Source organism: Nonomuraea sp. NPDC050536, from assembly GCF_044457685.1.
Lineage (GTDB): Bacteria > Actinomycetota > Actinomycetes > Streptosporangiales > Streptosporangiaceae > Nonomuraea.
This window is the reverse complement of sequence record NZ_JBITHD010000013.1, coordinates 252,617-272,312: the sequence shown is the minus strand read 5'-3', so window position 1 is coordinate 272,312 and position 19,696 is coordinate 252,617. Positions and strand designations below refer to the sequence as shown.

Genomic DNA, 19,696 nt, shown 5'->3' with positions numbered 1-19,696 from the left:
TCTTGGCAATCTTTGGCGCACTATCCTGACCGGACTCGTGCCGCATTCGGACGACGTCGTCTGGAATCCAGGGGGCAATTGGTATGACCGCACCGCTCGATGTTCCGGGCTCAGCCATCGAGGCTGGTCCGGAGACCGTTCTGGAGGGGGCGGAAACCACAGCCATCCGAGGGCGTTCCCTTGGACAGATCGCGTGGATGAGGCTCAAGCGTGACCGGATCGCGATGATCGGTGGCGTCGTGATCATCCTGCTGATCCTGGTGGCCGTCTTCGCGCCGCTGCTGGTGTCATGGCTCGGCCACCCGCCCGCCGAATGGCACCGTGATCAGGTCGACCCGAGCATCGGGGCGCCGCTGGGCAGTTTCGGCGGTATCAGCCACGACTTCCTGCTCGGCGTCGAGCCGACCACCGGACGCGACCTGTTCAGCCGCATCCTCTACGGGGCGCGCGTGTCGCTGCTGATCGCGTTCCTGGCCACGCTGCTGTGCGTGGTGCTCGGCACCGTGTTCGGGATGATCGCCGGTTTCTTCGGCGGCTGGATCGACACGGTGATCAGCCGGGCCATGGACATCTTCCTGGCCTTCCCGCTGCTGGTGTTCGCGCTGGCGCTGGCGGGGGTGATCCCGGACAAGGCCTTCGGCCTGTCGGGAGACTCGCTGCGGATCAGCCTGCTGGTGTTCATCATCGGCTTCTTCAACTGGCCCTACATCGGCCGAATAATCCGCGGTCAAACGCTCTCCCTGCGCGAACGGGAGTTCGTCGACGCCTCGCGGAGCCTGGGCGCGCGCAGCCACGTCATCCTGTTCAAGGAGATCCTGCCCAACCTGCTGGCGCCGATCCTCGTCTACTCCACGTTGCTGATTCCCTCCAACGTGCTGTTCGAGGCCGCGCTGTCCTTCCTGGGCGTGGGCGTGCGCCCGCCCACTCCGACGTGGGGAGGCATGCTGGCCGAGGCCGTCCACAACTACGACGTGGCGCCGAACTTCATGCTCTTCCCCGGCCTCGCGATCTTCATTACCGTGCTGGCCTTCAACCTGCTCGGTGACGGTCTTCGGGACGCGTTCGACCCGAAGGCCCGATGACCTCGTGAGTTTTCCGAAATGTTCAGGACTCCTACATTCAAGGGGTGTGCAAGGTCGATGAAGATGAGATCCACGGCGTCTGCGGTCGCACTGACCGCTGCTCTCGCCCTGGTCGTCTCCGCGTGTGGCGGTGGCGGCGGTAACAAGAACACGGGTGGTGGCGGCAAGGAGCCCACGAGCCAGTTCAACGCCGGCGTGGAGCAGGTCGTCAACCCATCCGACAAGACGGGCGGCACCCTGCACATGGGTATGCCCGGTGACTTCGACTCGGTCGACCCGGGCGACATGTACTACGGCTACGCCTGGAACTTCGCCCGGCTCTACACCCGGGCGCTGACGATGTTCAAGGCGGTCCCGGGCAAGGAGGGTCTGCAGCTCGTCGGTGACCTGGCCGAGGACGTCGGCAAGCCTTCCGACGGCGGTAAGACCTGGACCTACAAGCTGCGTCAGGGCATCAAGTTCGAGGACGGCACCCCGGTGACCTCCAAGGACGTGAAGTACGCCGTGGCCCGCGAGCTGGACAAGGACATCCTGCCCAGCGGCCCCACGTACTTTGGCGACATGCTCGTGACCGACGGCTACACCGGCCCTTACAAGATGAAGGGCAAGCTGGACAGCTGGAAGGGCGTCGAGACCCCCGACGACAGCACGATCGTCTTCCACCTGAAGAAGCCGTTCGGTGGGTTCGACTACCTGGCGATGCTGCCGCAGACGGCCCCGGTTCCCGAGGCCAAGGACACGGGCGCCAAGTACAAGGAGCACCCCGTCTCCACCGGCCCGTACATGTTCAAGGCGCATGAGCTGGGCAAGCGGATCGAGCTGGTCAAGAACCCCACCTGGGACGCCTCGACCGACCCCAACCGCAAGCAGCTGAACGACTCCGTCGAGGTGCTCCTCGGCCAGAACGAGGACGACCTGGACCAGCGTCTGCTGTCCGGCAAGATCGACATCAAGATCAACAGCACCGGTGTGGCGGCCAACGCCCGCAAGACGGTCCTGACCGACCCGAAGCGCAAGCAGTACGCCGACTCCGCGCCGCTCTCCCGTACCTGGTTCACCAACATCAACGGTGACGTGCCGCCGTTCGACAACATCCACTGCCGCAAGGCCGTGATGTTCGCCGCGGACAAGTCGGCCATCCAGGGTGTCTACGGTGGCCCCGAGGCCGGTGGCGACGTCGCGACCAGCCTGATGCCGCCGATGATGCCGGGCTACAAGCCGATCGACCCCTACAACGTCAAGGCGCAGCCGACCGGCGACATCGAGAACGCCAAGAAGGAACTGCAGGCCTGCGGCCAGCCCAACGGCTTCAGCACCACCATCTCCTTCCGCAACGAGCGTTCCGCCGAGAAGCAGACCGCCGAGGCGCTGCAGCAGTCGCTCGGCCGCGTGGGCATCAAGCTGGAGCTCAAGGGCTTCCCGCAGGGTGACTACTTCAAGCTGTACGCCGGCAAGCCGGACTACGCCAAGAAGAACGGCCTGGGCCTGATGGTCTACGGCTGGGGTGCCGACTGGCCGGAGAGCTTCGGCTTCTTCCAGCAGATCGTCGACAGCCGGGTCATCCGCGCCGCTGGTAACACCAACCTCAGCGTCAAGGACCCCGAGATCGACAAGCTCGTCGACCAGGCGGCTGCCGAGCTGGACGAGACCAAGCGCAACGACACCTGGGCGCAGGTCGACGCGAAGGTCATGGACGACGCGTTCATCCTGCCCTACGTCTGGGCGCACGGCCTGTTCTACCGGCCGCCGACAGTGAAGAACATCTTCGTCAGCCAGAACTGGGGCATGTACGAGTTCCTCACCCTCGGTACCCAGTAAGAAAGCCAGTTCGTACGTCGAAAGCAGGTGAAGGCTCGACGGCCGGGCTCACAAGGCCCGGCCGTCAAGGCCGAGATCAGTGGTCACATACATCATCAGACGGTTGATTGCGGCCGTCATGCTGCTGTTCGTGGTGAGCATCGCGACGTTCGCCATCTTCTTCCTGGTACCGCGCATGGCGGGCATGTCGTCAGACGACCTGGCCTCCCGGTACGTGGGTAAGGCGGCCAACGCGCAGGTCATTCACGACACCGCGATCAGGCTGGGCTTCAACGACCCGCTCGTCGTCCAGTACGGGCGCTTCGTGAAGGGCATCTTCACCGGCATCGACCGGAACTACGGGCCGGGCGTGGAGCACTGCCCCGCGCCCTGCCTGGGCTTCTCCTACGTCAACCAGAACCCGGTCCTGCCGGACCTGCTCGACCGCCTGCCCACCACACTCGGGCTGGCGCTGGGCGCGGCGGTGATCTGGGTGCTGTTCGGCGTGGCGACCGGCGTGCTGTCGGCGCTACGGCGAGGCAGCTTCTTCGACCGCTTCTCCATGGGCATCGCCCTGGCAGGCGTGTCGCTGCCCATCTTCTTCACCGGCATCGTCTCGCTGGCGATCTTCCGTGACCAGCTCGGCCTGGTGCCCGACGTCTCCGAACTCGAAGGCGCCGACCCGGTCACCTGGATGGGCGTCATGCTGATGCCCTGGATCACGCTGGCGTTCCTGTACGCGGCCGGTTACGCCCGCCTCACCAGAGCGGGCATGCTGGAAACCATGTCAGAGGACTACATCCGCACCGCCAGGGCCAAGGGCCTCAACGAGCGGACCGTAGTGATCAAACACGGGTTGCGCGCCACGCTCACGCCCGTGCTGACCATGTTCGGCCTCGACCTCGGCCTCCTGCTCGGCGGCGCCGTACTGACCGAGAGCACGTTCTCGCTGCCCGGTATCGGCAAGTACGCCGTGGACGCCATCAACAACAACGACCTGCCCCAGGTGATGGGCGTGACGCTGGTCGCGGCCACCTTCATCATCCTGGCCAACCTGGTCGTCGACCTGCTCTACGCGGTCGTGGACCCGAGGGTGAGGCTCGCGTGACCGAGAACCCCTTTCTCGACGTCAAGGACCTGAAGATCCACTTTCCGACTGACGACGGCCTGGTCAAGTCCGTCGACGGGCTGTCGTTCTCCGTGGAGCGCGGCAAGACGCTCGGCATCGTCGGCGAGTCCGGATCCGGCAAGTCCGTCACCAGCCTCGGCGTCCTCGGCCTGCACAAGCGGGGCGGGGCCAAGATCTCCGGCGAGATCTGGCTCGACGGCGAGGAGCTCGTCGGCGCCTCCGAGGAGCACGTGCGCGGCCTGCGCGGCAAGCGGATGGCGATGATCTTCCAGGATCCGCTGTCGGCCATGCACCCCTTCTACTCGGTCGGCGACCAGATCATCGAGGCCTACCGGATCCACCACAAGGTCACCAAGGCCGTCGCCCGCAAGCACGCCATCGACATGCTGGAGCGGGTCGGCATCCCCGAGCCGGGCCGCCGCGTCGACTCCTTCCCGCACGAGTTCTCCGGCGGCATGCGGCAGCGCGCCATGATCGCGATGGCGCTGTCGTGCGACCCTGAGCTGCTCATCGCCGACGAGCCCACCACGGCGCTCGACGTGACCGTGCAGGCCCAGATCCTCGACCTCATGCGCGACCTGCAGCGCGAGTTCAACTCCGCACTGATCATCATCACCCACGACCTGGGCGTGGTCGCCGAGCTGTCCGACGACATCCTGGTGATGTACGGCGGCAAGTGCATCGAGTACGGCACGACCGACGACATCTTCTACCGTCCCGAGCACCCCTACACATGGGGTCTACTGGGGTCGATGCCCCGCCTCGACCGCGAGCGCACCGAACGGCTGCTGCCCATCAAGGGCTCGCCGCCTTCGCTGATCAACGTGCCCAAGGGCTGCGCCTTCCACCCCCGCTGCCCGTACTCCGACCAGACCGAGGGCAGGTCGAAGTCCGAGGTCCCCGCCCTGCTCGAGACCGAGGGCGGCCACCTGGTGCGCTGCCACCTGAGCCGCCAGGAGCGGCACAGGCTGTGGGAGACCGAGATCAAGCCAGTGCTGGAGACGCAGTGACTAGCCAGAACGAGCCGCTTCTTTCCGTGCAGAACATGGAGAAGCACTTCCCGGTGACCAAGGGCCTGCTCAAAAAGCAGGTCGGCGCCGTCAAGGCGGTCGACGGGATCAGTTTCGACGTCTTCAAGGGCGAGACCCTGGGCCTGGTGGGCGAGTCCGGCTGCGGCAAGTCGACCACCGGCCGCCTGGTGACAAGGCTGCTCGAGCCGACCGGCGGCAAGGTGATCTTCGAGGGTGCGGACATCACCCACATGGGCCAGGGCCGGCTGCGCCCGCTCCGCCGCGACATGCAGATGATCTTCCAGGATCCGTTCTCGTCGCTGAACCCCCGCCACACCGTCGGCACCATCGTCGGCGCCCCGTTCCGCATCCAAGGCGTGCAGACCGAGCACGGCGTCAAGAAGGCCGTGCAGGACATCCTGGAGCTGGTCGGCCTCAACCCCGAGCACTACAACCGCTACCCGCACGAGTTCTCCGGCGGCCAGCGGCAGCGCATCGGCATCGCCCGCACGCTCGCGCTCAAGCCCAAGCTGATCATCGCCGACGAGCCGGTCTCCGCGCTCGACGTGTCGATCCAGGCGCAGGTGGTCAACCTTCTCGAAGACCTGCAGAACGAGCTGGACCTCACCTACGTGGTGATCGCCCACGACCTGTCGGTGGTCCGCCACATCAGCGACCGGGTCGCGGTCATGTACCTCGGCAAGATCGTCGAGATCGCCGACCGCAAGCAGCTCTACAGCTCGCCCATGCATCCCTACACCACCGCCCTGCTGTCGGCGGTGCCGATCCCCGACCCCAAGGCGCGCCGCGAGGGACGCGAGCGCATCCGCCTCACCGGCGACGTGCCCAGCCCGCTCAACCCGCCGCCCGCGTGCCGCTTCCACACCCGCTGCTGGAAGGCGCAGGAGATCTGCAAGACCGTCGAGCCGCCGCTCGAGGAGCTCGCCAGCGGCCACCGGGTGGCTTGTCACTTCCCGGAGAACGCCGCAGACGTCGCGAAGCCGGCTGCCGCCTCGGCGTGATCTTCTAGTACGGCAGGGCTTCGGGCCCGGTCTTCAGTGTGATCTTGTACGGCGGGCCGCCGCCTCCAGCCGCCCGCCGTACTTCGGCTTCGGGCCCGATCTTCGGTGTGATCTTGTACGGCGGGCCGCCGCTACCGGCCGCCTGCCGTACTTCGGCTGAGGGCCCGCGGCCGGCGCTTCCGGCGAGTCGGTGACTGTTGCTCGCCGTCACGGCGATTCGGTATGCGGGCACCACGGTCCCCCTGGCCCGCCGTACCCGGGATGTCAGGAAAGCGCGCCCGGGGTGATCAGGCCGGTCTCGTAGGCCAGGACGACCGCCTGGACGCGGTCGCGGAGGCCGAGCTTGGTCAGGACGTTGCCGACGTGCGTCTTGACCGTGGTCTCGCTGACCACGAGCTTGGCGGCGATCTCGGCATTCGACATGCCCTTGGCGATCAGGCGGAGCACCTCAAGCTCCCGCTCCGTCAGCCGGTCGAGCCGCGCCGGCGTGGCCTGCTCGTAGGCCGACGGCAGCCGGGTCGCGAAACGGTCGAGCAACCGCCGCGTCACCGACGGCGCCACGATCGCGTCGCCGGCCGCCACCACCCGGATCGCCTGCACCAGCTCGTCCGGCGGCACGTCCTTCAGCAGGAACCCGGACGCGCCCGAGCGCAGCGCCTCCACGATGTACTCGTCCAGGTCGAACGTGGTCAGCACGAGCACCTTCGGCACGTGCGCCCCCGAGGCGGCCTCCCGCACGATCCTGCGGGTCGCCTCGATGCCGTCGACGCCCGGCATCCGGATGTCCATCAGCACCACGTCGGGCAGCAGCGCCCTGGTCTGCTCCTGCGCGTCCTTGCCGTCGCCGGCCTGGCCCACCACCGTGATGTCGGGCTCGGCCTCGAGTATCAGGCGGAAACCGGTACGCAGCAGCGGCTGGTCGTCCACCAGCAGCACTCTGATCGTCATTGTCCGTCCTTCAACGGGAACCTCGCCCGCACCTCGAAACCGCCCCCTGATCGCGGACCGATGTTCAGAACTCCACCATAGAGGGCGACCCGCTCGCGGATGCCCACCAAACCGTGACCTTGCCGCTCGGACAGGGTAGCGGTTCCCGTGCCGTCGTCCTCAACCCGCACGTCGAGTTCCCGTTCGGCATGCCGTACGGTCACCACCGCCTTGGCGCCGGGACCGGCGTGCCGCAGGCTGTTGGTCAGGCCCTCCTGGATGAGGCGGTAGGCGGCCAGGTCGACGCCGGCCGGGATCGCGCCGGGCTCGCCCTCGATCTCCAGCCGGGTGGGCAGGCCCGCCTCACGCATCTGCTCCACCAGCCTGGGCAGGTCCTGCATGCCCGGCTGGGGGCCCAGCTCGGCGGGGGAGTCGGTGCGCAGGACGCCCACGATGTTGCGCATCTCGTTCATCGCCATCCGGCCGGTGTGCTCGATCGCCGACAGCGCCTCGCGTGCCAGGTCCGGATCGGCGGCCAGCACCTTGCGCGCCGCCGCGGCCTGCACGGTCATCACGCTCACGTGGTGGGCGACCACGTCGTGCAGCTCGCGCGCGATCCGGGACCGTTCCTCGGCCCGTGCCGCCCGCGTGTCGGCGGCGTGCGCCCGCTCCAGCCGCGCGGCCCTGTCCTTCAGCTCGTCCAGGTAGGCCCGCCGCAGCCGGATGCTGCGGCCCGCGCCCCAGACGGCCACCACCAGCAGCAGTACGACCAGATGCTTGCTCGGGCTCTCCGCCGCCTCGCCGAACCTGGCGCCCGCCACGTAGACCAAGACGGTCAGCAGCAGCGCCCCCAGCGCCACCGCCAGCCCCCGGTAGGCGGACACCGAATAGATCAGGATCAACCCGCCCAAGCCTGCCTGGCCAGAGCCGTACCCCATCACAGCCAGCAGCCACCCGGGCACCAGCCCCGCGCAGAACGCGGCCAGCGGCCACAGCCTGCGCACGGCCACCGGCGCGCACCCCAGCCCGACCAGCACGCCGCCGAACACGTCCGGGGCCTTGAGCTGCGGCGGCTGGTAGTAGACGAACATCGCCACGGACACCGCCGACGCCGCCACGGCCAGGACCGTGTCGTTCAGCAAAGCCCGGTCGATGCGCACGGCCCCACTGTAAGACCAGGTAAGAGCCCCAAGCCTCCTCCCAGGGGAGGAATCCCCCTCCCTGCGGCGATCTTCCCCCTTCTGCCATGAGGCAGGCGGCCTGCTGTACGACAGGCCGCCGACCGCACTCCGGCTGAGGGCCTGCCGCCGGCGCTCCCGGCGAATCGACGCACCTACCGCACCCCGCGCCCCCGAACCCACCTCGCTCGCCGTATGCGGCGCCGGGGTGGCCGGCCGTAGCAGGGAAGGGTTAGAGCTCGTCGGTGGCGGAGCGGCGGGTGCGGACGGTGTCGCCGGGCTGGCGGTCGGGGACCGGGGGCGGGGTGCCGCCGTATTCGGGGCAGAGGGACTGGTGGTCGCACCAGTCGCACAGGCGGGATGGGCGGGCGCGCCACTCGCCCGTCTCGAGGGCGCGCTGGATGGCCACCCAGAGGGCCTGCACCTTGCGCTCCGTGGCGCGCAGGTCGGCCTCGTCGGGCGCGTAGCGCAGCACCTCGCCGCCGCCGCCCAGGTAGACCAGCTGCAGCAGCCGGGGCACCTCGCCGCGCAGGCGCCACAGAACCAGCGCGTAGAACTTCATCTGGAACAGCGCCTTGGCCTCGAAATCGGGCCCCGGCGCGCTGCCCGTCTTGTAGTCGACGACGCGGACCTCGCCGGTGGGCGCCACGTCGAGCCGGTCGACGTAGCCGCGCAGCATCAGGCCGCTGTCGAGCACGGCCTCGACGTAGAGCTCGCGCTCGGCGGGCTCGAGCCGGGTCGGGTCCTCCAGCGTGAAGTAGCGGCGCAGCATGTCGCGCGCCTGCGCCAGCCACGCGGCCTGCTCCTCGGCGTCGGCGAACATCTCGCCGAAGGCCGGCTCCTCACCCAGCAGCCGCTGCCACTGCGGCTCCAGCAACTCCAGTGCCGCCTCGACTGAGCGGCGCGGCGCCGGCAGATCGTAGAGCCGCTCGAGCACCGCGTGGACCACCGTGCCCCGCACGGCCGCCTGGGAGGGCTTCTCCGGCAGTTGGTCGATCACCCGGAAGCGGTAGAGCAGGGGGCAGGTCATGAAGTCGCCCGCCCGGGATGGGGAGAGGGCTCCGATGATCTCGGGCTCGGTCAACGTCATGCACCGCACTCTAGGTCAAGAGCCCGACAGAATAGGGGGCACGAAACGAGGATCACGTGATCGGGCGCGTAGCATCAAGGGCAGAGGCGACGTCAGGAGCAGTGTGAGCGAGCAGGACCCGCGGCAGGAATTCTCCGGCTTCCGTATGGGCAAGCCCTTCGGCATCCCGGTCTACGTGTCGTGGACGTGGTTCATCGTGGCGGCTCTGATCACGTGGAGCTTCGGCGAGCAGTGGCGGCACATGCTGCCCGACCTCGATGTGACGGCCGTCTACGCGATCGCGTTCGTTTTCGCGGTGCTGCTGTACGTGTCAGTGCTGCTGCACGAGCTGGCGCACAGCGTGGTTGCCAAGTGGTACGGCCTGCCGGTGCGCCGCATCACGCTCTACCTGCTCGGCGGCGTGTCCGAGATCGAGAAGGAGCCGCCGACGCCGGGCAAGGAGTTCATGGTGGCGGCCGCGGGGCCCGCGCTGAGCCTGGGACTGGCGGGGCTGGGCGGGCTGGCCGACCTCCTGCTCGTCAACGGTGGCGGCATCCCCGAGGTGCTCGTCAGGCAGCTGTGGGTGTCGAACCTCATCGTCGGCGTGTTCAACATCCTGCCCGGTCTTCCGCTGGACGGCGGGCGGATGCTGCGGGCCGGGGTGTGGAAGCTCACCCGCAGCCCGGGCGCCGGCACCGTAGCGGCCGCCTGGGTGGGCAGGGCGCTGGCGGTGGCGCTGGTCGTGGTGCCGCTGGCCATGACGATGGCCCGCGGGCGCAACGCCGAGTTCACCAGCCTGATCTGGCCGCTGATCCTGGCCTCCTTCATCTGGATGGGCGCCAGCCAGTCGCTGCGCGTGGCGCGCATCAGGGCGCGCATCCCGCGGGTGCAGGCGCGCAGCCTGGCCCGCAGGGCGATCCCGGTCACGGCCGAGACGCCGCTGTCGGAGGCGCTGCGCCAGGCGGCGGAACGCGGGGCGGGCGCCATGGTCGTGATCGACCACGAGGGCCGTCCGGTGGCCATCGTCAACGAGGCCTCCGTCCAGGCCACGCCCGAGCACCGCCGCCCATGGGTGAACGTGGGCTCGCTGGCCAAGTCGCTGGAGCCCGCGATGGTGCTGTCGGCCGACCTGTCGGGAGAGCCGCTCATCGACGCGATGCGCGAGACGCCCTCCGCCGAGTACCTGCTCGTCGAGCGGAGCGGTGAGATCTACGGCGTGCTGGCCACTGCAGACGTGAACCGGGTTTTCAGCGGCGTCTGAATTGTCCCACTCGTCTAAGGGACGAGCCCCGGCTAGTGTCGTATCGAGTGATCGGCTGATTACCACGATTCGAGGATCCGTGGCCTGACCGATAGTGTTCGGTTTAGTCACGCTTGGCACACTTAGGGCGTGATCCAGCGGTTCATCGAATCGAGACGGTGAACGGGCGACAGCCCGCCGCCGTCTGGGTATGCGTATGGCTGGTGGCGCCGTGACATCGCCGGCTTCCGGGGAGGAGAGTTCAGTGACGGACCAGGGCTTCGGGGTGGTGCGTCCGCTTCCGGGGAAAGGGCTGGTCGCCCACACGGGCGGGCTGCTGCTCGTGTGTGACGAGACGGAGGCCGCCGGCACTGACCTGCTCGAGGCGTTGCGCGAGACCGTGGCCTCCGGCGGAGACGGCAGGGTGCTGGCCCGCAGGGCCGCCCAGGTGCTCGCCGCGAACATGGCCGACGACCCCGTCACGTGCGCCGTGGCGGGACCGGTGGGCAGCGGCTTCGCCGTACTGGTGAGCGGATCGGCGGCCGCGACCGTCACCACCGCCGATGGGGAGACGCGCCTGGCCGGCAGCGACTCCATGACGTGGGCCGACCGCCTGATCAACGGGCCGGTGCACAGCGTGCGACTGAGCTTGCCCGACGCCGGCGAGCCGCACCCGGCGGTGCGGCTGGACGGCGGCGTCGTGCCCGGCGGAGGCATCGTCTGCGACCTGTCCGACGCGGGTCCCGCCCCCTCGCGCCCGGCCACGGTCGACCTGCCCAACACGGCCCGCTTCGAAGACCCCGAGCTGTTCCAGCCGAGCCCGCCGCCACAGCCGGCACCGTACCCGATGCCCGAGCCGCCGATCAGCGTGCAGGGCCCTCCGCCGCAGGACTTCGCCGCGGGTCCCCCGTCGCAGGACTTCGCCGCAGGCCCCCCGTCGCAGGACTTCGTCTCGGGGCCGCCGAGTCAGGACTTCGTCGCGGGCCCGCCGTCGGGGCCGCAGCCGCTGATCCCGCAGGACCACCCGCCGTTCCTGCCGCCCCAGGAGCCGCCGCCGCTGCCGCAGCAGCCGGGCCACTTCCCCTCCTACGACGACCAGCCGGCGGTGGGCAACGGCACCGTGCCCGACCAGTACGAGCCCGCGCAGCCGCCGCCGATGGAGCAGCACTTCGACCAGCCGCCGATGGGCCCGCCCGAGCAGGGTCCGATGGGCCCGCAGGAGCACTTCGAGCAGCCCGGGCCGCCCCCGATCGAGCAGGAGCAGCAGGGCGACCGGCCCCTGGTCTACGGCGTCGACTGCAAGAACGACCACTTCAACGACCCGCGCGCGCCCTACTGCGCCGTCTGCGGCATCGCCCTGGTGCAGCGCACGCTCGTGCCGTACCGGGGGCCGCGGCCCTCGCTCGGCGTGCTCATCCTCGACGACGGCACGGCGCTGCCGCTGGAGACCGACTACCTGCTCGGCCGCGACCCCGAGCGCGCGCCCGAGGTGGCCGACGGCTCGGCCCGCCCGGCCAAGGTGACCAGCCCCGACGGCTCGGTGTCGCGCCGCCACCTGCGGGTCCGCCTCAACGGCTGGGACGTCAACCTGGTCGACCTCGGCTCGGTCAACGGCACCCAGATCCAGCCCCCGGGCGACCCGAACTTCTACGACATCCCGCCCAACGAGGACGTCACCATCGCCCCCGGCACCACCGTCCGCGTCGGCGTCTCCCGCACGATGCGCTTCGAGGGCCACCGGGGCTAACTTCTTCTCTCACGGCGGGCCGACTTCTTTCCTCGGCCCGCCGTAGCCTTTTGTGCGCTTGTGCGACGAGTCCTTGGTGCGCTTGTACGGCCAGTTCTTGGTTCGCTTGTACGGCGAGCCGCCGCTCACGGCCGCCCGCCGTACTCCGGCTGAGGGCCCGAGCCCGGCGCTTCCGGCGAGTCGATGACTGTTGCTCGCCGTCACGGCGATGCGTGATCCGGGCACCATGGTCTCTGGCGGGCCGCCGCATAGGGCGCCGACCTTCGCCGACCCACGTCCCGCCGCCCGGAAGCCGAGCCGCGGGTACGCCCGCAGGAGCGCAGCCGTGGGTGCCCGGAGGCGGGACCGTGGGTGTCTCGGCAGGAGCGGAGTCGTGGGTGTCCGGGAGTGGAGCTGGGGGTGCCGCCCTGGGGCGCTACCGGGGTGGGCAGGGGTTGTGGGGGTGCGGCTGTGGGGGTCCAGGCGTCGTGGCAGTGCGGTGGTGGGTGCCGGGGGTCCCGTAGGAGTGTGGTCGTGGGTTCTGGGGGGCGTCAGGGCTCAGGGGTGGGTGTCTGGGGTGTGCCGGGGATGGGGGCTAGGTGAAGCGGGTGAGGGCTCGGGCGAGGTCGGTGGGGGAGTTGACGCCGAGTTTCCAGTAGGCCTGGTTGCGGTGGTTCATGGCGGTGCGGAGGGCGATGCCGAGGCGGTCGGCGATCTCCCGGTGGGAGAGGCCGGCGGCCGTGAGCTTGGCCACCTGGAGTTCCCTGCCCGTGAGCGTGGGGGCCGCGAGGCCGCGTAGGGCGGGCGTGTCGGGGCTCTGGCAGGCGCCCGCCAGCGACCACGCCTCGGTGGCCGCCGAGCGCGCCGCGCGGCCCGACCCGGCGCCGGTGAGGAGTGCAGCGGCCTGGGCGGCCGCCTCGGCGGCGAACAGGCGCATCCCCAGGGACTCGAACCCGGCCGACACCTCCATGAGCCCCGCCGCGTCCCCGGCGGCCAGGGCGCGCGCGTGCCGGGCGGCCAGCCGTACCCGGGGACCGTCCTGGACGGCGGTCAGCTCCTCCAGCCGGGGCAGCGCCGAGACCGGAGACCCGAGCCGGACCGCGTCGTGCAGCGCCACCGACTCGAACGAGGCCAGCCCCGCCTCCCGGCAATCCGCGGCCGCCGCCAGCGCCAGCTCGACCGCCCGGTCCACCTCGCCGGAGGCGGCCGCGATCCACACCCGGGTCAGCGCCACCCAGCGCACGAACCCGGTCCACGTGGCACGGTTGCGCGCCAGCGCCTCCTCCAGGCTGTGCCGGGCGGCCGCCGCCTCGCCGCGCAGGGCGAGCACCAGCGCGTAGGCGCCCATGCACCCGCCCACGGTCAGCGCGGTCTCGTGGTTGGCGGGCGCGTGCAGGATCAGCAGCGCCGCGCCCAGCTCGCCGCGCAGCGTGGCCGCGTGCCCGCGTGACAGCGCCAGGCTGCCCTCGCCGCGCGACCAGCCCCGCTGCCCGGCCAGCTCGGCCCGCATGGAGGCGATCGCCTCGTCGGCCACGTTCAGCTCGCCGGCGAAGTAGCCGCACATCGCCCACGTCGAGTGCAGCGGCGACACCAGCGCCGGGATCTCGTCCCGCCACGCCGCGGCCCCGTCCAGCGCCTCCCGCACCAGTTCGACCGCCTCGGTGGTACGGCCGGCGTAGCAGAGCGCCAGCGCCCGCGAACTCAGCACCTGCGCCCGCGACCCGGCCCCAGACCTGACACGGGCACGTCCAGCCGCACCGGTCAGGGATCCGGCCTCAGACGGGGTGGCGGAGGCCTCAGGAGACCTGGCCGCGAGGAGGGTGTCGCTGAGGCGGAGCGCGGCGGCGGGGCGGGCGGCCGAAGCCGTCAGGGACAGGCGGCGGACCGCGAGCTCGGCGCGCAGCGCGGGCGAGGTGAGCGACTCCCCGGAGGTCGCCAGCAGTTCGAGCGCGTCGCCGAGCCGGTCCACGCCCCAGGCCAGGTTGCTGGCCCGCGCCAGGACGAGCCTTGCCCGGGTGGGCTCGTCGGCGGGCTCGGGCGTGGCGTCCAGGACGGCGCGCGCCCGGTCCGGCTGCTGCGCGTAGTCCAGAACGGTCGCCAGCTGGATGGCGGCCGCCGTGCCGCCGCCCGCGTCAAGAGCGGCCTGGCCGAGCCGGATCGCCGTCGGGTAGTCGTGCGCCGCCCACGCCAGCCGGCAGGCGGCCAGCAGCGGCTCGGGCGCCGCGCCGAGCCCCGCGGCCAGCCGCCACACCGTGATCCGCAGCAGGTCCTCCCCGCGCCGCAGCCCGGTCGGCTCCAGCGCCGCCACGAGATCCGCGTGCCGGCGACGCCGGCGCAGCGGCGGGCACCGTTCCCGCGACACCTCCCCATACAGCGGGTGGCCCAGCCGCACGACCTCGCGCCGCCCCTCCACGCCCACCCTGACCAGCCCGCGTTCCTCCGCCTCGAGCACCACCTCTTCCGTGCAGAGCTCCGACAGGGGCCGCACCCCGATCGGCTCGGCGAACGACACGTACTCCAGCGCCGCCTTCAGCTCCACCGACAGCGCGCCGATCCGCTCGTGGATCAGGTCGGCCAGCCGCGGCGCCATCGGCGGGTCGCCGGTCAGCTTCCACACGCCCTGGATGGGGTGGAGCGCTCCAGAGGCGCGCGCCGCCGCCACCGCCTCGACCAGGAACAGCGCGTTGCCCTCGGTGATCTCGGCCAGCCGCTTCACGGTCGCGTCGTCGGGCGGCCCGCCGAGCACGGCGGCCAGCACGGCCGCCAGGTCACCCTCGCTGAGCGGCTCCACGTCGAAGCGCCGCACGTGCCCGTCGCGCCACAGCCCGGTCACCGAGTCGGGCGCGGGCTCCCCGGTCCTGACCGTGGCCACCAGCCGGGCCTGCCCCGCCCGCACCAGCGCGCTGATCACCTCGGCCGAGTGGCCGTCGAGCAGGTGCGCGTCGTCCACGGCCAGCACCAGCACCCTGCCCTGGGCGTGCCGCAGCAGTTCCTCGCCCGCCCAGCGCAGCGTGTTGACCAGGTGCGGAGGGTGGTCGCGGGGGATCAGGTCGGCCAGCGCGCCGTTGGGGATGGCACTGGCCGCCTTGGTCGCCCGGATCGGCAGCAGCCGCACCTTCTCCGGGCGGAAGGCGCCGAGTACCTGCCCGGAAAGCCGGCTCTTGCCCACCCCGGCGGGGCCCGCGATGAGCACGCCCTGCGCGGTGGGGTCGCGCGCCAGCCGTACGAGGTGCTCCAGCTCCTGCTTGCGACCGGCGAACGGCCAGGTCCTCATAATCGGAGGTTACGCCCTTGATGCTCCGTATGTGATCGAATATCTTGCGTTCTGTGGCGCGGTGGGGGGCGAAATTCGACGTCGATTGCCCGGGATGCGATCGTCACACTCTGGCGCGTGAACCGGACGGCCCGCACAAGTCATTCCTGCCCGCCGAATTACGGCCGTATTCGCTGGCCGTCTGCCAGAGCTGCAGGCAGGTGCTCCTGCTGTTGTCGAGCGAGCCCGCGCCGGACGCCGACCCCGAGGATCTGCCCGCCAGGCCCGCCCGCGTGTTGTGGCCCAGCCCCGGCCGCGAGATCGGCCAGGACGTGCCGTCCGCGATCCGCGAGGAGCTCGTGCACGCCAGGACCTGCCTGCGCGCCGGGTCGCCCGCGGCGGCCGTGGTGCACGTCAGGCGCCTGCTCGAGGCGGTCTGCGCCGAGCACGGCGTCACCGGGCGCACGCTCTTCCACGCCCTGCGCGAACTGCGCAGACGCGGCGTGATCGACGGCTGGCTGCTGAACTGGGCCGAGGAACTGCGCGAACTCGGCAACGCCGCCGCCCACCTGGGTGGCCACAGCCTCGGCAGGGGCGAGGCCGCCGGCGCGGTCGAACTCGCAGAAGCACTCATCGATTACCTTTACCTCTTTTCCCCGAAATTTCGGGAATTTCAGGTACGGCGGGCAAAACCCCCGAAAAACCTCCAGAAAAGCATGGCCATGGAAACGGCGGCCACGAGGCTTCTCCGCAGAACCCGGACCCCATTCGTCGCCCATCCGTATTCCCACGATCCGGCCCATACCAAATCCCGTGGCGCGGTCGCCGAGGCGCTCGGCGTGCCCGCCCCCCGGATGCTCAAGGCCGTGATCCTCTACCTCGGCGAGCACGCCGTCCAGGCCATCGCCCCCATCGAGGGCCGCGTCGACGAGCACGCCCTGGCCGCGGCGTTCGGCGCCAGGCAGGCCAGGCTCGCGGAACGCGCCGATGTGGCCCGCTTCGGCGACGCCGTGGCCGCCGACGTGCTCAGCCCGCTGGCCCTGCCGTACCTGCCGTCGGTCATGGAGAGCGCCGTGGCCGGCCAGGAGAGCGTCTACGTCGCCAGCGGCAGGCACGGCCTGGAGCTGGAGCTGGCCCCCGCCGACCTGATCCGGCTGACGTCGGCCAGGACCGCCGCCATCGTGAAATGAGGACGCCCGTGCCCGACGTGAGCCTGGAAGGCGAGCCCGACCTGCTGTACTCCCTGGAGGAGTGGCTGCGCGACGTCGACGCGCTGCGCGGCCGGGTCAGGCTCGAGCAGCGCGCGCCCGCGCCCGGGCGGATGGGCGCCGACCCGGCGCTGCTGGTGACGGTCGAGTCCGACCGGCAGCGGGCCGCGCTCACGCGGACGGTGGAGCTGTGGCTGCGGATGCGCGGCGGCGAGGTGACGCTCAAGTTCCGCGTGGGCCCCCGCGTGACCGAGCTGGACCTGCGCGGCGACGTGGACCTCGACCTGGTCCTGCGCCAGGTCGACACGCTGATCAGGCAGGCGATCCGAGACGGCTGAAGGCCTGCACCCCGCGCAGCATCCGGGCGGCCGCCTCCAGCTCGCAGGCCGCCTCCAGCGCCCGTCCCGCCGCGGCCGACAACCGGCCGAGCAGGTGCTCGTCGCGCTCGCAGAAGCCGCGCCCGGCCGCCCACAGGTAGCCGTGGTCGAGCGTGGCCATCGGCACCGGCGTGGCCAGGAAGCCGGGCTCGCCCACCGACGGGTCGCGCGCCAGCCGTACCGGATCGGAGGACAGTGCCAGCTCCTTGAGCACCCCGGACTCGGCCAGCCACGCGCGCACCCGCAGCGGATCGCCTGGCGGCGCGAGGACGTGCAGCGGGTGTGCGGCCTCCCGCAGCCGATCGATCCGGACGAATCCGGCGTAGTCCACGGCCAGCACGGCCGCCGCGAAGGCGGTCAGCTCCGACATCAGCTCGGCGCCGTCCAGGCGGGAAAAGGCCGCGATGAACTCGATCCTGGCTGAAGGCATGGGAATCCTCGATGCGAGAGCGCGCATGGGCGGTGACTCGGAGTATCACTCCGCCGACGGCGCTTGACCAGACCTCAACCGGAAAGTCGGATTTTTCACATGTTCTTGGGACGAAGGCGGAGCCATTCCACGTCGTCGGCGTACGTGCCGTCCTGGGCGGGGAACAGCTCGCGCTGCAGGCCCTCACGGCTGAAGCCCGCCCGCGTCAGCACCATCTGGGAGGCGGTGTTCGCCACTTCGGTGCCGGCCACGATCCTGCGCACCGCGGTGTTGGCGAAGACCCACTCCACCAGCAGGTTCACCGCCCGCGTCATGAAACCGCGGCCGCGGAACTCCGGGACCAGCGAGTAGCCGACCATGCCCTGCCCGAGCACCTGCGTCACCTGCGCCAGCTGCAGGTGCCCGGCGAACGCGCCGGACGCGGCGTCTCTGACGGCCAGCTCGATCCGCTGGCCCGACGCCCACCAGTAGCCGGTGTAGCGCATGCGGCGCTCGTCGTCCTCCAGCGTCGACTCCCGGCCCACGGTGTAAGCGGCCACGCTCGGTTCGTTCATCATCCGGTGGTAGTCGGCGGCGTCCTCGATGCCGATCGGCGTCAGCCGTACCACGCCGTCGCTCAGCTCGCCGCCCGGGAAGAACGGCAGATACGGCTCGGCCGGCTCACCGGAGTCGCGCGGGACGCGCCCGAAGGTCACCAAATCGGCCAGGCGGCCGTCGCGCAGCCGCTTGGCGTCCCGCCTGCGGCCCTCCTCGTGGAAACCCGCCTTGAGGGCCACCCGGAGGCCGGCCACGTTCTCCACCTCCGTCTGGAGCTCCACCCGCTGCAGGCCGTGGTCGAGCGCCCACTCGGCCACCGCCCTCGCGGCCGTGCCGGCCACGTCCTGGCCGCGCGCCCACGGCGCGACCAGATAGCCCATCTCGGCGGAACCGTGGGCGTCGGGCGACCGCAGGCCGATCGCGCCCACGTAGGCGCCGTCGCGGGTGATCGTGAACTCCGCGCACTTGTCCGCCGCGATCTTCAGATACGCCTCGGCGTCCTGCCTGCCGTACGGGGAGGGCAGCAGCGGCAGGAAACGCTGAATCTCGGGGTCGTTGCAGGTCCGCACGATCGCATCGAGGTCCTCGGCGGACGGCGGCCGCAGCACGAGCGGGCCGGCGGAGAGCACTTGGCGCGGGAGCATCCTCCATAGATATCGCGCGTCAGGGCACGTCCGAAAGCCATTAACCTTGCCGCCATGGGTTTCCGCAGGCATGGGCCGTTTCAGGTGGGGGATCAGGTGCAGCTCACCGACCCCAAGAACAAGCGCCACACGATCACGCTCAAGCAGGACGGCGTCTACCACACGCACAAGGGCGCCATCCCGCACAGCGACTTGATCGGGCTGCCTGAAGGCTCCGTGGTGCGCTCCTCCGGCGGCACCCAGTACCTGGCCTTCCGCCACCTGCTGCAGGACTACACCCTGGCCATGCCGCGCGGCGCCGCCGTGGTCTACCCCAAGGACGCCTCGATGATCGTCGGCATGGCCGACATCTTCCCCGGCGCCCGGGTCATCGAGGCCGGCGTCGGGTCCGGCGCGCTGACCTGCTTCCTGCTGCGCGCCGTCGGGCCCGAGGGCCACGTCACCTCCTACGAGCGGCGTGACGACTTCGCCGACATCGCGCGCAAGAACGTGGAGAAGTTCTTCGGCGGCGAGACGGACAGCTGGCGCCTGGTGGTCGGCGACCTGGTCGAGGCCATCGACGAGATCGACGTCGACCGCGTGATCCTGGACATGCTCGCCCCCTGGGAGTGCGTGGACGCCGCCGCCAAGGCCCTGACGCCCGGCGGCGTGATCTGCTGTTACGTCGCCACGACCACCCAGCTGTCCAAGACGGTGGAGACGATTCGCGATCACGGGAGTTTCACCGAGCCGCACGCGTGGGAGACCCTCCTTCGCGACTGGCATGTCGAACAGCTCGCCGTACGACCCGACCATCGGATGATCGGGCACACGGGGTTCCTCGTCACCGCCAGGCGCATGGCGGACGGCGTCACGGCGCCGCCGCGGCGTCGACGACCGAAGGGGACCACGGAAGAACTATGACAATTTGGCCACGAGGGTGCGTTGGTGCGTGACACGGGAACAGATCGCCGTGTTCATATGCTGGGTGTATTAAACGCACTATTAGGGATTATTCGCCGAGTACTGATTGTCACTCTACGAACACTGCCCGGCCAGGTTACGGAGGGGCCCGAGATAGGTAAGGT

The 19,696-nt window shown here is 70.4% G+C and carries 17 protein-coding genes; 10 read left to right on the top strand and 7 right to left on the bottom strand.

Features of this window, described 5'->3' with window-relative positions; translation table 11 throughout:
- Nucleotides 1-83 precede the first annotated feature (83 nt).
- From ACIBHX_RS32985 to ACIBHX_RS32965, 5 genes are all read left to right on the top strand, one after another.
- Entirely contained in the window at nucleotides 84-1,082 is a 999-nt protein-coding gene (locus ACIBHX_RS32985) for an ABC transporter permease (RefSeq protein WP_397071274.1), read from the top strand.
- Between the two features lie 63 nt (nucleotides 1,083-1,145).
- Nucleotides 1,146-2,900, top strand: a complete 1,755-nt coding sequence (locus ACIBHX_RS32980) for an ABC transporter substrate-binding protein (RefSeq protein ID WP_397071272.1) — start codon at nucleotides 1,146-1,148, stop codon at nucleotides 2,898-2,900.
- A 79-nt stretch (nucleotides 2,901-2,979) separates the two neighbouring features.
- Nucleotides 2,980-3,987, top strand: coding sequence for an ABC transporter permease (locus ACIBHX_RS32975; protein ID WP_397071271.1), 1,008 nt, complete (start codon nucleotides 2,980-2,982; stop codon nucleotides 3,985-3,987).
- A complete protein-coding gene (locus ACIBHX_RS32970; RefSeq protein ID WP_397071270.1) occupies nucleotides 3,984-5,018 on the top strand; it encodes an ABC transporter ATP-binding protein in 1,035 nt (344 codons plus the stop codon). Before ACIBHX_RS32975 ends, ACIBHX_RS32970 begins: the two co-directional genes overlap by 4 nt.
- Nucleotides 5,015-6,040, top strand: a complete 1,026-nt coding sequence (locus ACIBHX_RS32965; RefSeq protein ID WP_397071269.1) for an ABC transporter ATP-binding protein — start codon at nucleotides 5,015-5,017, stop codon at nucleotides 6,038-6,040. The genes ACIBHX_RS32970 and ACIBHX_RS32965 overlap by 4 nt, the downstream gene beginning before the upstream one ends.
- A 4-nt stretch (nucleotides 6,041-6,044) precedes the next feature.
- On the opposite strand, the gene ACIBHX_RS32960 is transcribed toward ACIBHX_RS32965, so the two are convergent.
- From ACIBHX_RS32960 to ACIBHX_RS32945, 4 genes are all read right to left on the bottom strand, one after another.
- A complete protein-coding gene (locus ACIBHX_RS32960; RefSeq protein WP_397071268.1) occupies nucleotides 6,045-6,272 on the bottom strand; it encodes a hypothetical protein in 228 nt (75 codons plus the stop codon).
- A gap of 32 nt (nucleotides 6,273-6,304) precedes the next feature.
- Complete coding sequence (locus ACIBHX_RS32955) at nucleotides 6,305-6,988, bottom strand: response regulator (RefSeq protein ID WP_397071267.1); 684 nt, start codon at nucleotides 6,986-6,988, stop codon at nucleotides 6,305-6,307.
- Nucleotides 6,985-8,127: a sensor histidine kinase gene (locus ACIBHX_RS32950; RefSeq protein WP_397071266.1), complete on the bottom strand. Its 1,143-nt coding sequence runs from the start codon at nucleotides 8,125-8,127 to the stop codon at nucleotides 6,985-6,987. The genes ACIBHX_RS32955 and ACIBHX_RS32950 overlap by 4 nt, the downstream gene beginning before the upstream one ends.
- 250 nt (nucleotides 8,128-8,377) lie before the next feature.
- Nucleotides 8,378-9,235, bottom strand: coding sequence for a RecB family exonuclease (locus ACIBHX_RS32945; RefSeq protein ID WP_397071265.1), 858 nt, complete (start codon nucleotides 9,233-9,235; stop codon nucleotides 8,378-8,380).
- Between the two features lie 103 nt (nucleotides 9,236-9,338).
- On the opposite strand from ACIBHX_RS32945, the gene ACIBHX_RS32940 reads away from it, so the two are divergent.
- On the top strand, nucleotides 9,339-10,475 hold the full coding sequence (locus ACIBHX_RS32940) for a site-2 protease family protein (protein ID WP_397071264.1): 1,137 nt from the start codon (nucleotides 9,339-9,341) through the stop codon (nucleotides 10,473-10,475).
- A 244-nt stretch (nucleotides 10,476-10,719) separates the two neighbouring features.
- Nucleotides 10,720-12,201, top strand: coding sequence for an FHA domain-containing protein (locus ACIBHX_RS32935; RefSeq protein ID WP_397071263.1), 1,482 nt, complete (start codon nucleotides 10,720-10,722; stop codon nucleotides 12,199-12,201).
- A gap of 574 nt (nucleotides 12,202-12,775) precedes the next feature.
- On the opposite strand, the gene ACIBHX_RS32930 is transcribed toward ACIBHX_RS32935, so the two are convergent.
- Nucleotides 12,776-15,454 (bottom strand): AAA family ATPase, encoded by a 2,679-nt coding sequence (locus ACIBHX_RS32930; protein WP_397071262.1) that lies wholly within the window; start codon nucleotides 15,452-15,454, stop codon nucleotides 12,776-12,778.
- A 200-nt stretch (nucleotides 15,455-15,654) separates the two neighbouring features.
- Between ACIBHX_RS32930 and ACIBHX_RS32925 the strand changes: the two genes are divergently transcribed.
- Nucleotides 15,655-16,623 (top strand): DUF4145 domain-containing protein, encoded by a 969-nt coding sequence (locus tag ACIBHX_RS32925; protein ID WP_397071260.1) that lies wholly within the window; start codon nucleotides 15,655-15,657, stop codon nucleotides 16,621-16,623.
- Entirely contained in the window at nucleotides 16,620-16,979 is a 360-nt protein-coding gene (locus ACIBHX_RS32920) for a hypothetical protein (protein ID WP_397071259.1), read from the top strand. Before ACIBHX_RS32925 ends, ACIBHX_RS32920 begins: the two co-directional genes overlap by 4 nt.
- Here the strand turns inward: ACIBHX_RS32920 and ACIBHX_RS32915 are convergent.
- Both ACIBHX_RS32915 and ACIBHX_RS32910 read right to left on the bottom strand, forming a co-directional pair.
- Nucleotides 16,954-17,448 (bottom strand): hypothetical protein, encoded by a 495-nt coding sequence (locus tag ACIBHX_RS32915; RefSeq protein ID WP_397071258.1) that lies wholly within the window; start codon nucleotides 17,446-17,448, stop codon nucleotides 16,954-16,956. The genes ACIBHX_RS32920 and ACIBHX_RS32915 overlap by 26 nt on opposite strands.
- A 95-nt stretch (nucleotides 17,449-17,543) precedes the next feature.
- Entirely contained in the window at nucleotides 17,544-18,629 is a 1,086-nt protein-coding gene (locus tag ACIBHX_RS32910; RefSeq protein ID WP_397071257.1) for a GNAT family N-acetyltransferase, read from the bottom strand.
- 54 nt (nucleotides 18,630-18,683) lie between these two features.
- On the opposite strand from ACIBHX_RS32910, the gene ACIBHX_RS32905 reads away from it, so the two are divergent.
- Nucleotides 18,684-19,532, top strand: a complete 849-nt coding sequence (locus ACIBHX_RS32905) for a tRNA (adenine-N1)-methyltransferase (protein WP_397071256.1) — start codon at nucleotides 18,684-18,686, stop codon at nucleotides 19,530-19,532.
- Nucleotides 19,533-19,696: the final 164 nt, after the last annotated feature.

What these genes read in the sequence shown, in the direction of transcription:
- ACIBHX_RS32985 (WP_397071274.1), top strand. Translation starts at nt 84, where the DNA reads ATGACCGCACCGCTCGATGTTCCGGGCTCAGCCATCGAGGCTGGTCCG.
- ACIBHX_RS32980 (WP_397071272.1), top strand. Translation starts at nt 1,146, where the DNA reads ATGAGATCCACGGCGTCTGCGGTCGCACTGACCGCTGCTCTCGCCCTG.
- ACIBHX_RS32955 (WP_397071267.1), bottom strand. Translation starts at nt 6,988, where the DNA reads ATGACGATCAGAGTGCTGCTGGTGGACGACCAGCCGCTGCTGCGTACC.
- ACIBHX_RS32945 (WP_397071265.1), bottom strand. Translation starts at nt 9,235, where the DNA reads ATGACGTTGACCGAGCCCGAGATCATCGGAGCCCTCTCCCCATCCCGG.
- ACIBHX_RS32930 (WP_397071262.1), bottom strand. Translation starts at nt 15,454, where the DNA reads ATGAGGACCTGGCCGTTCGCCGGTCGCAAGCAGGAGCTGGAGCACCTC.
- ACIBHX_RS32920 (WP_397071259.1), top strand. Translation starts at nt 16,620, where the DNA reads ATGAGGACGCCCGTGCCCGACGTGAGCCTGGAAGGCGAGCCCGACCTG.
- ACIBHX_RS32915 (WP_397071258.1), bottom strand. Translation starts at nt 17,448, where the DNA reads ATGCCTTCAGCCAGGATCGAGTTCATCGCGGCCTTTTCCCGCCTGGAC.
- ACIBHX_RS32910 (WP_397071257.1), bottom strand. Translation starts at nt 18,629, where the DNA reads ATGCTCCCGCGCCAAGTGCTCTCCGCCGGCCCGCTCGTGCTGCGGCCG.
- ACIBHX_RS32905 (WP_397071256.1), top strand. Translation starts at nt 18,684, where the DNA reads ATGGGTTTCCGCAGGCATGGGCCGTTTCAGGTGGGGGATCAGGTGCAG.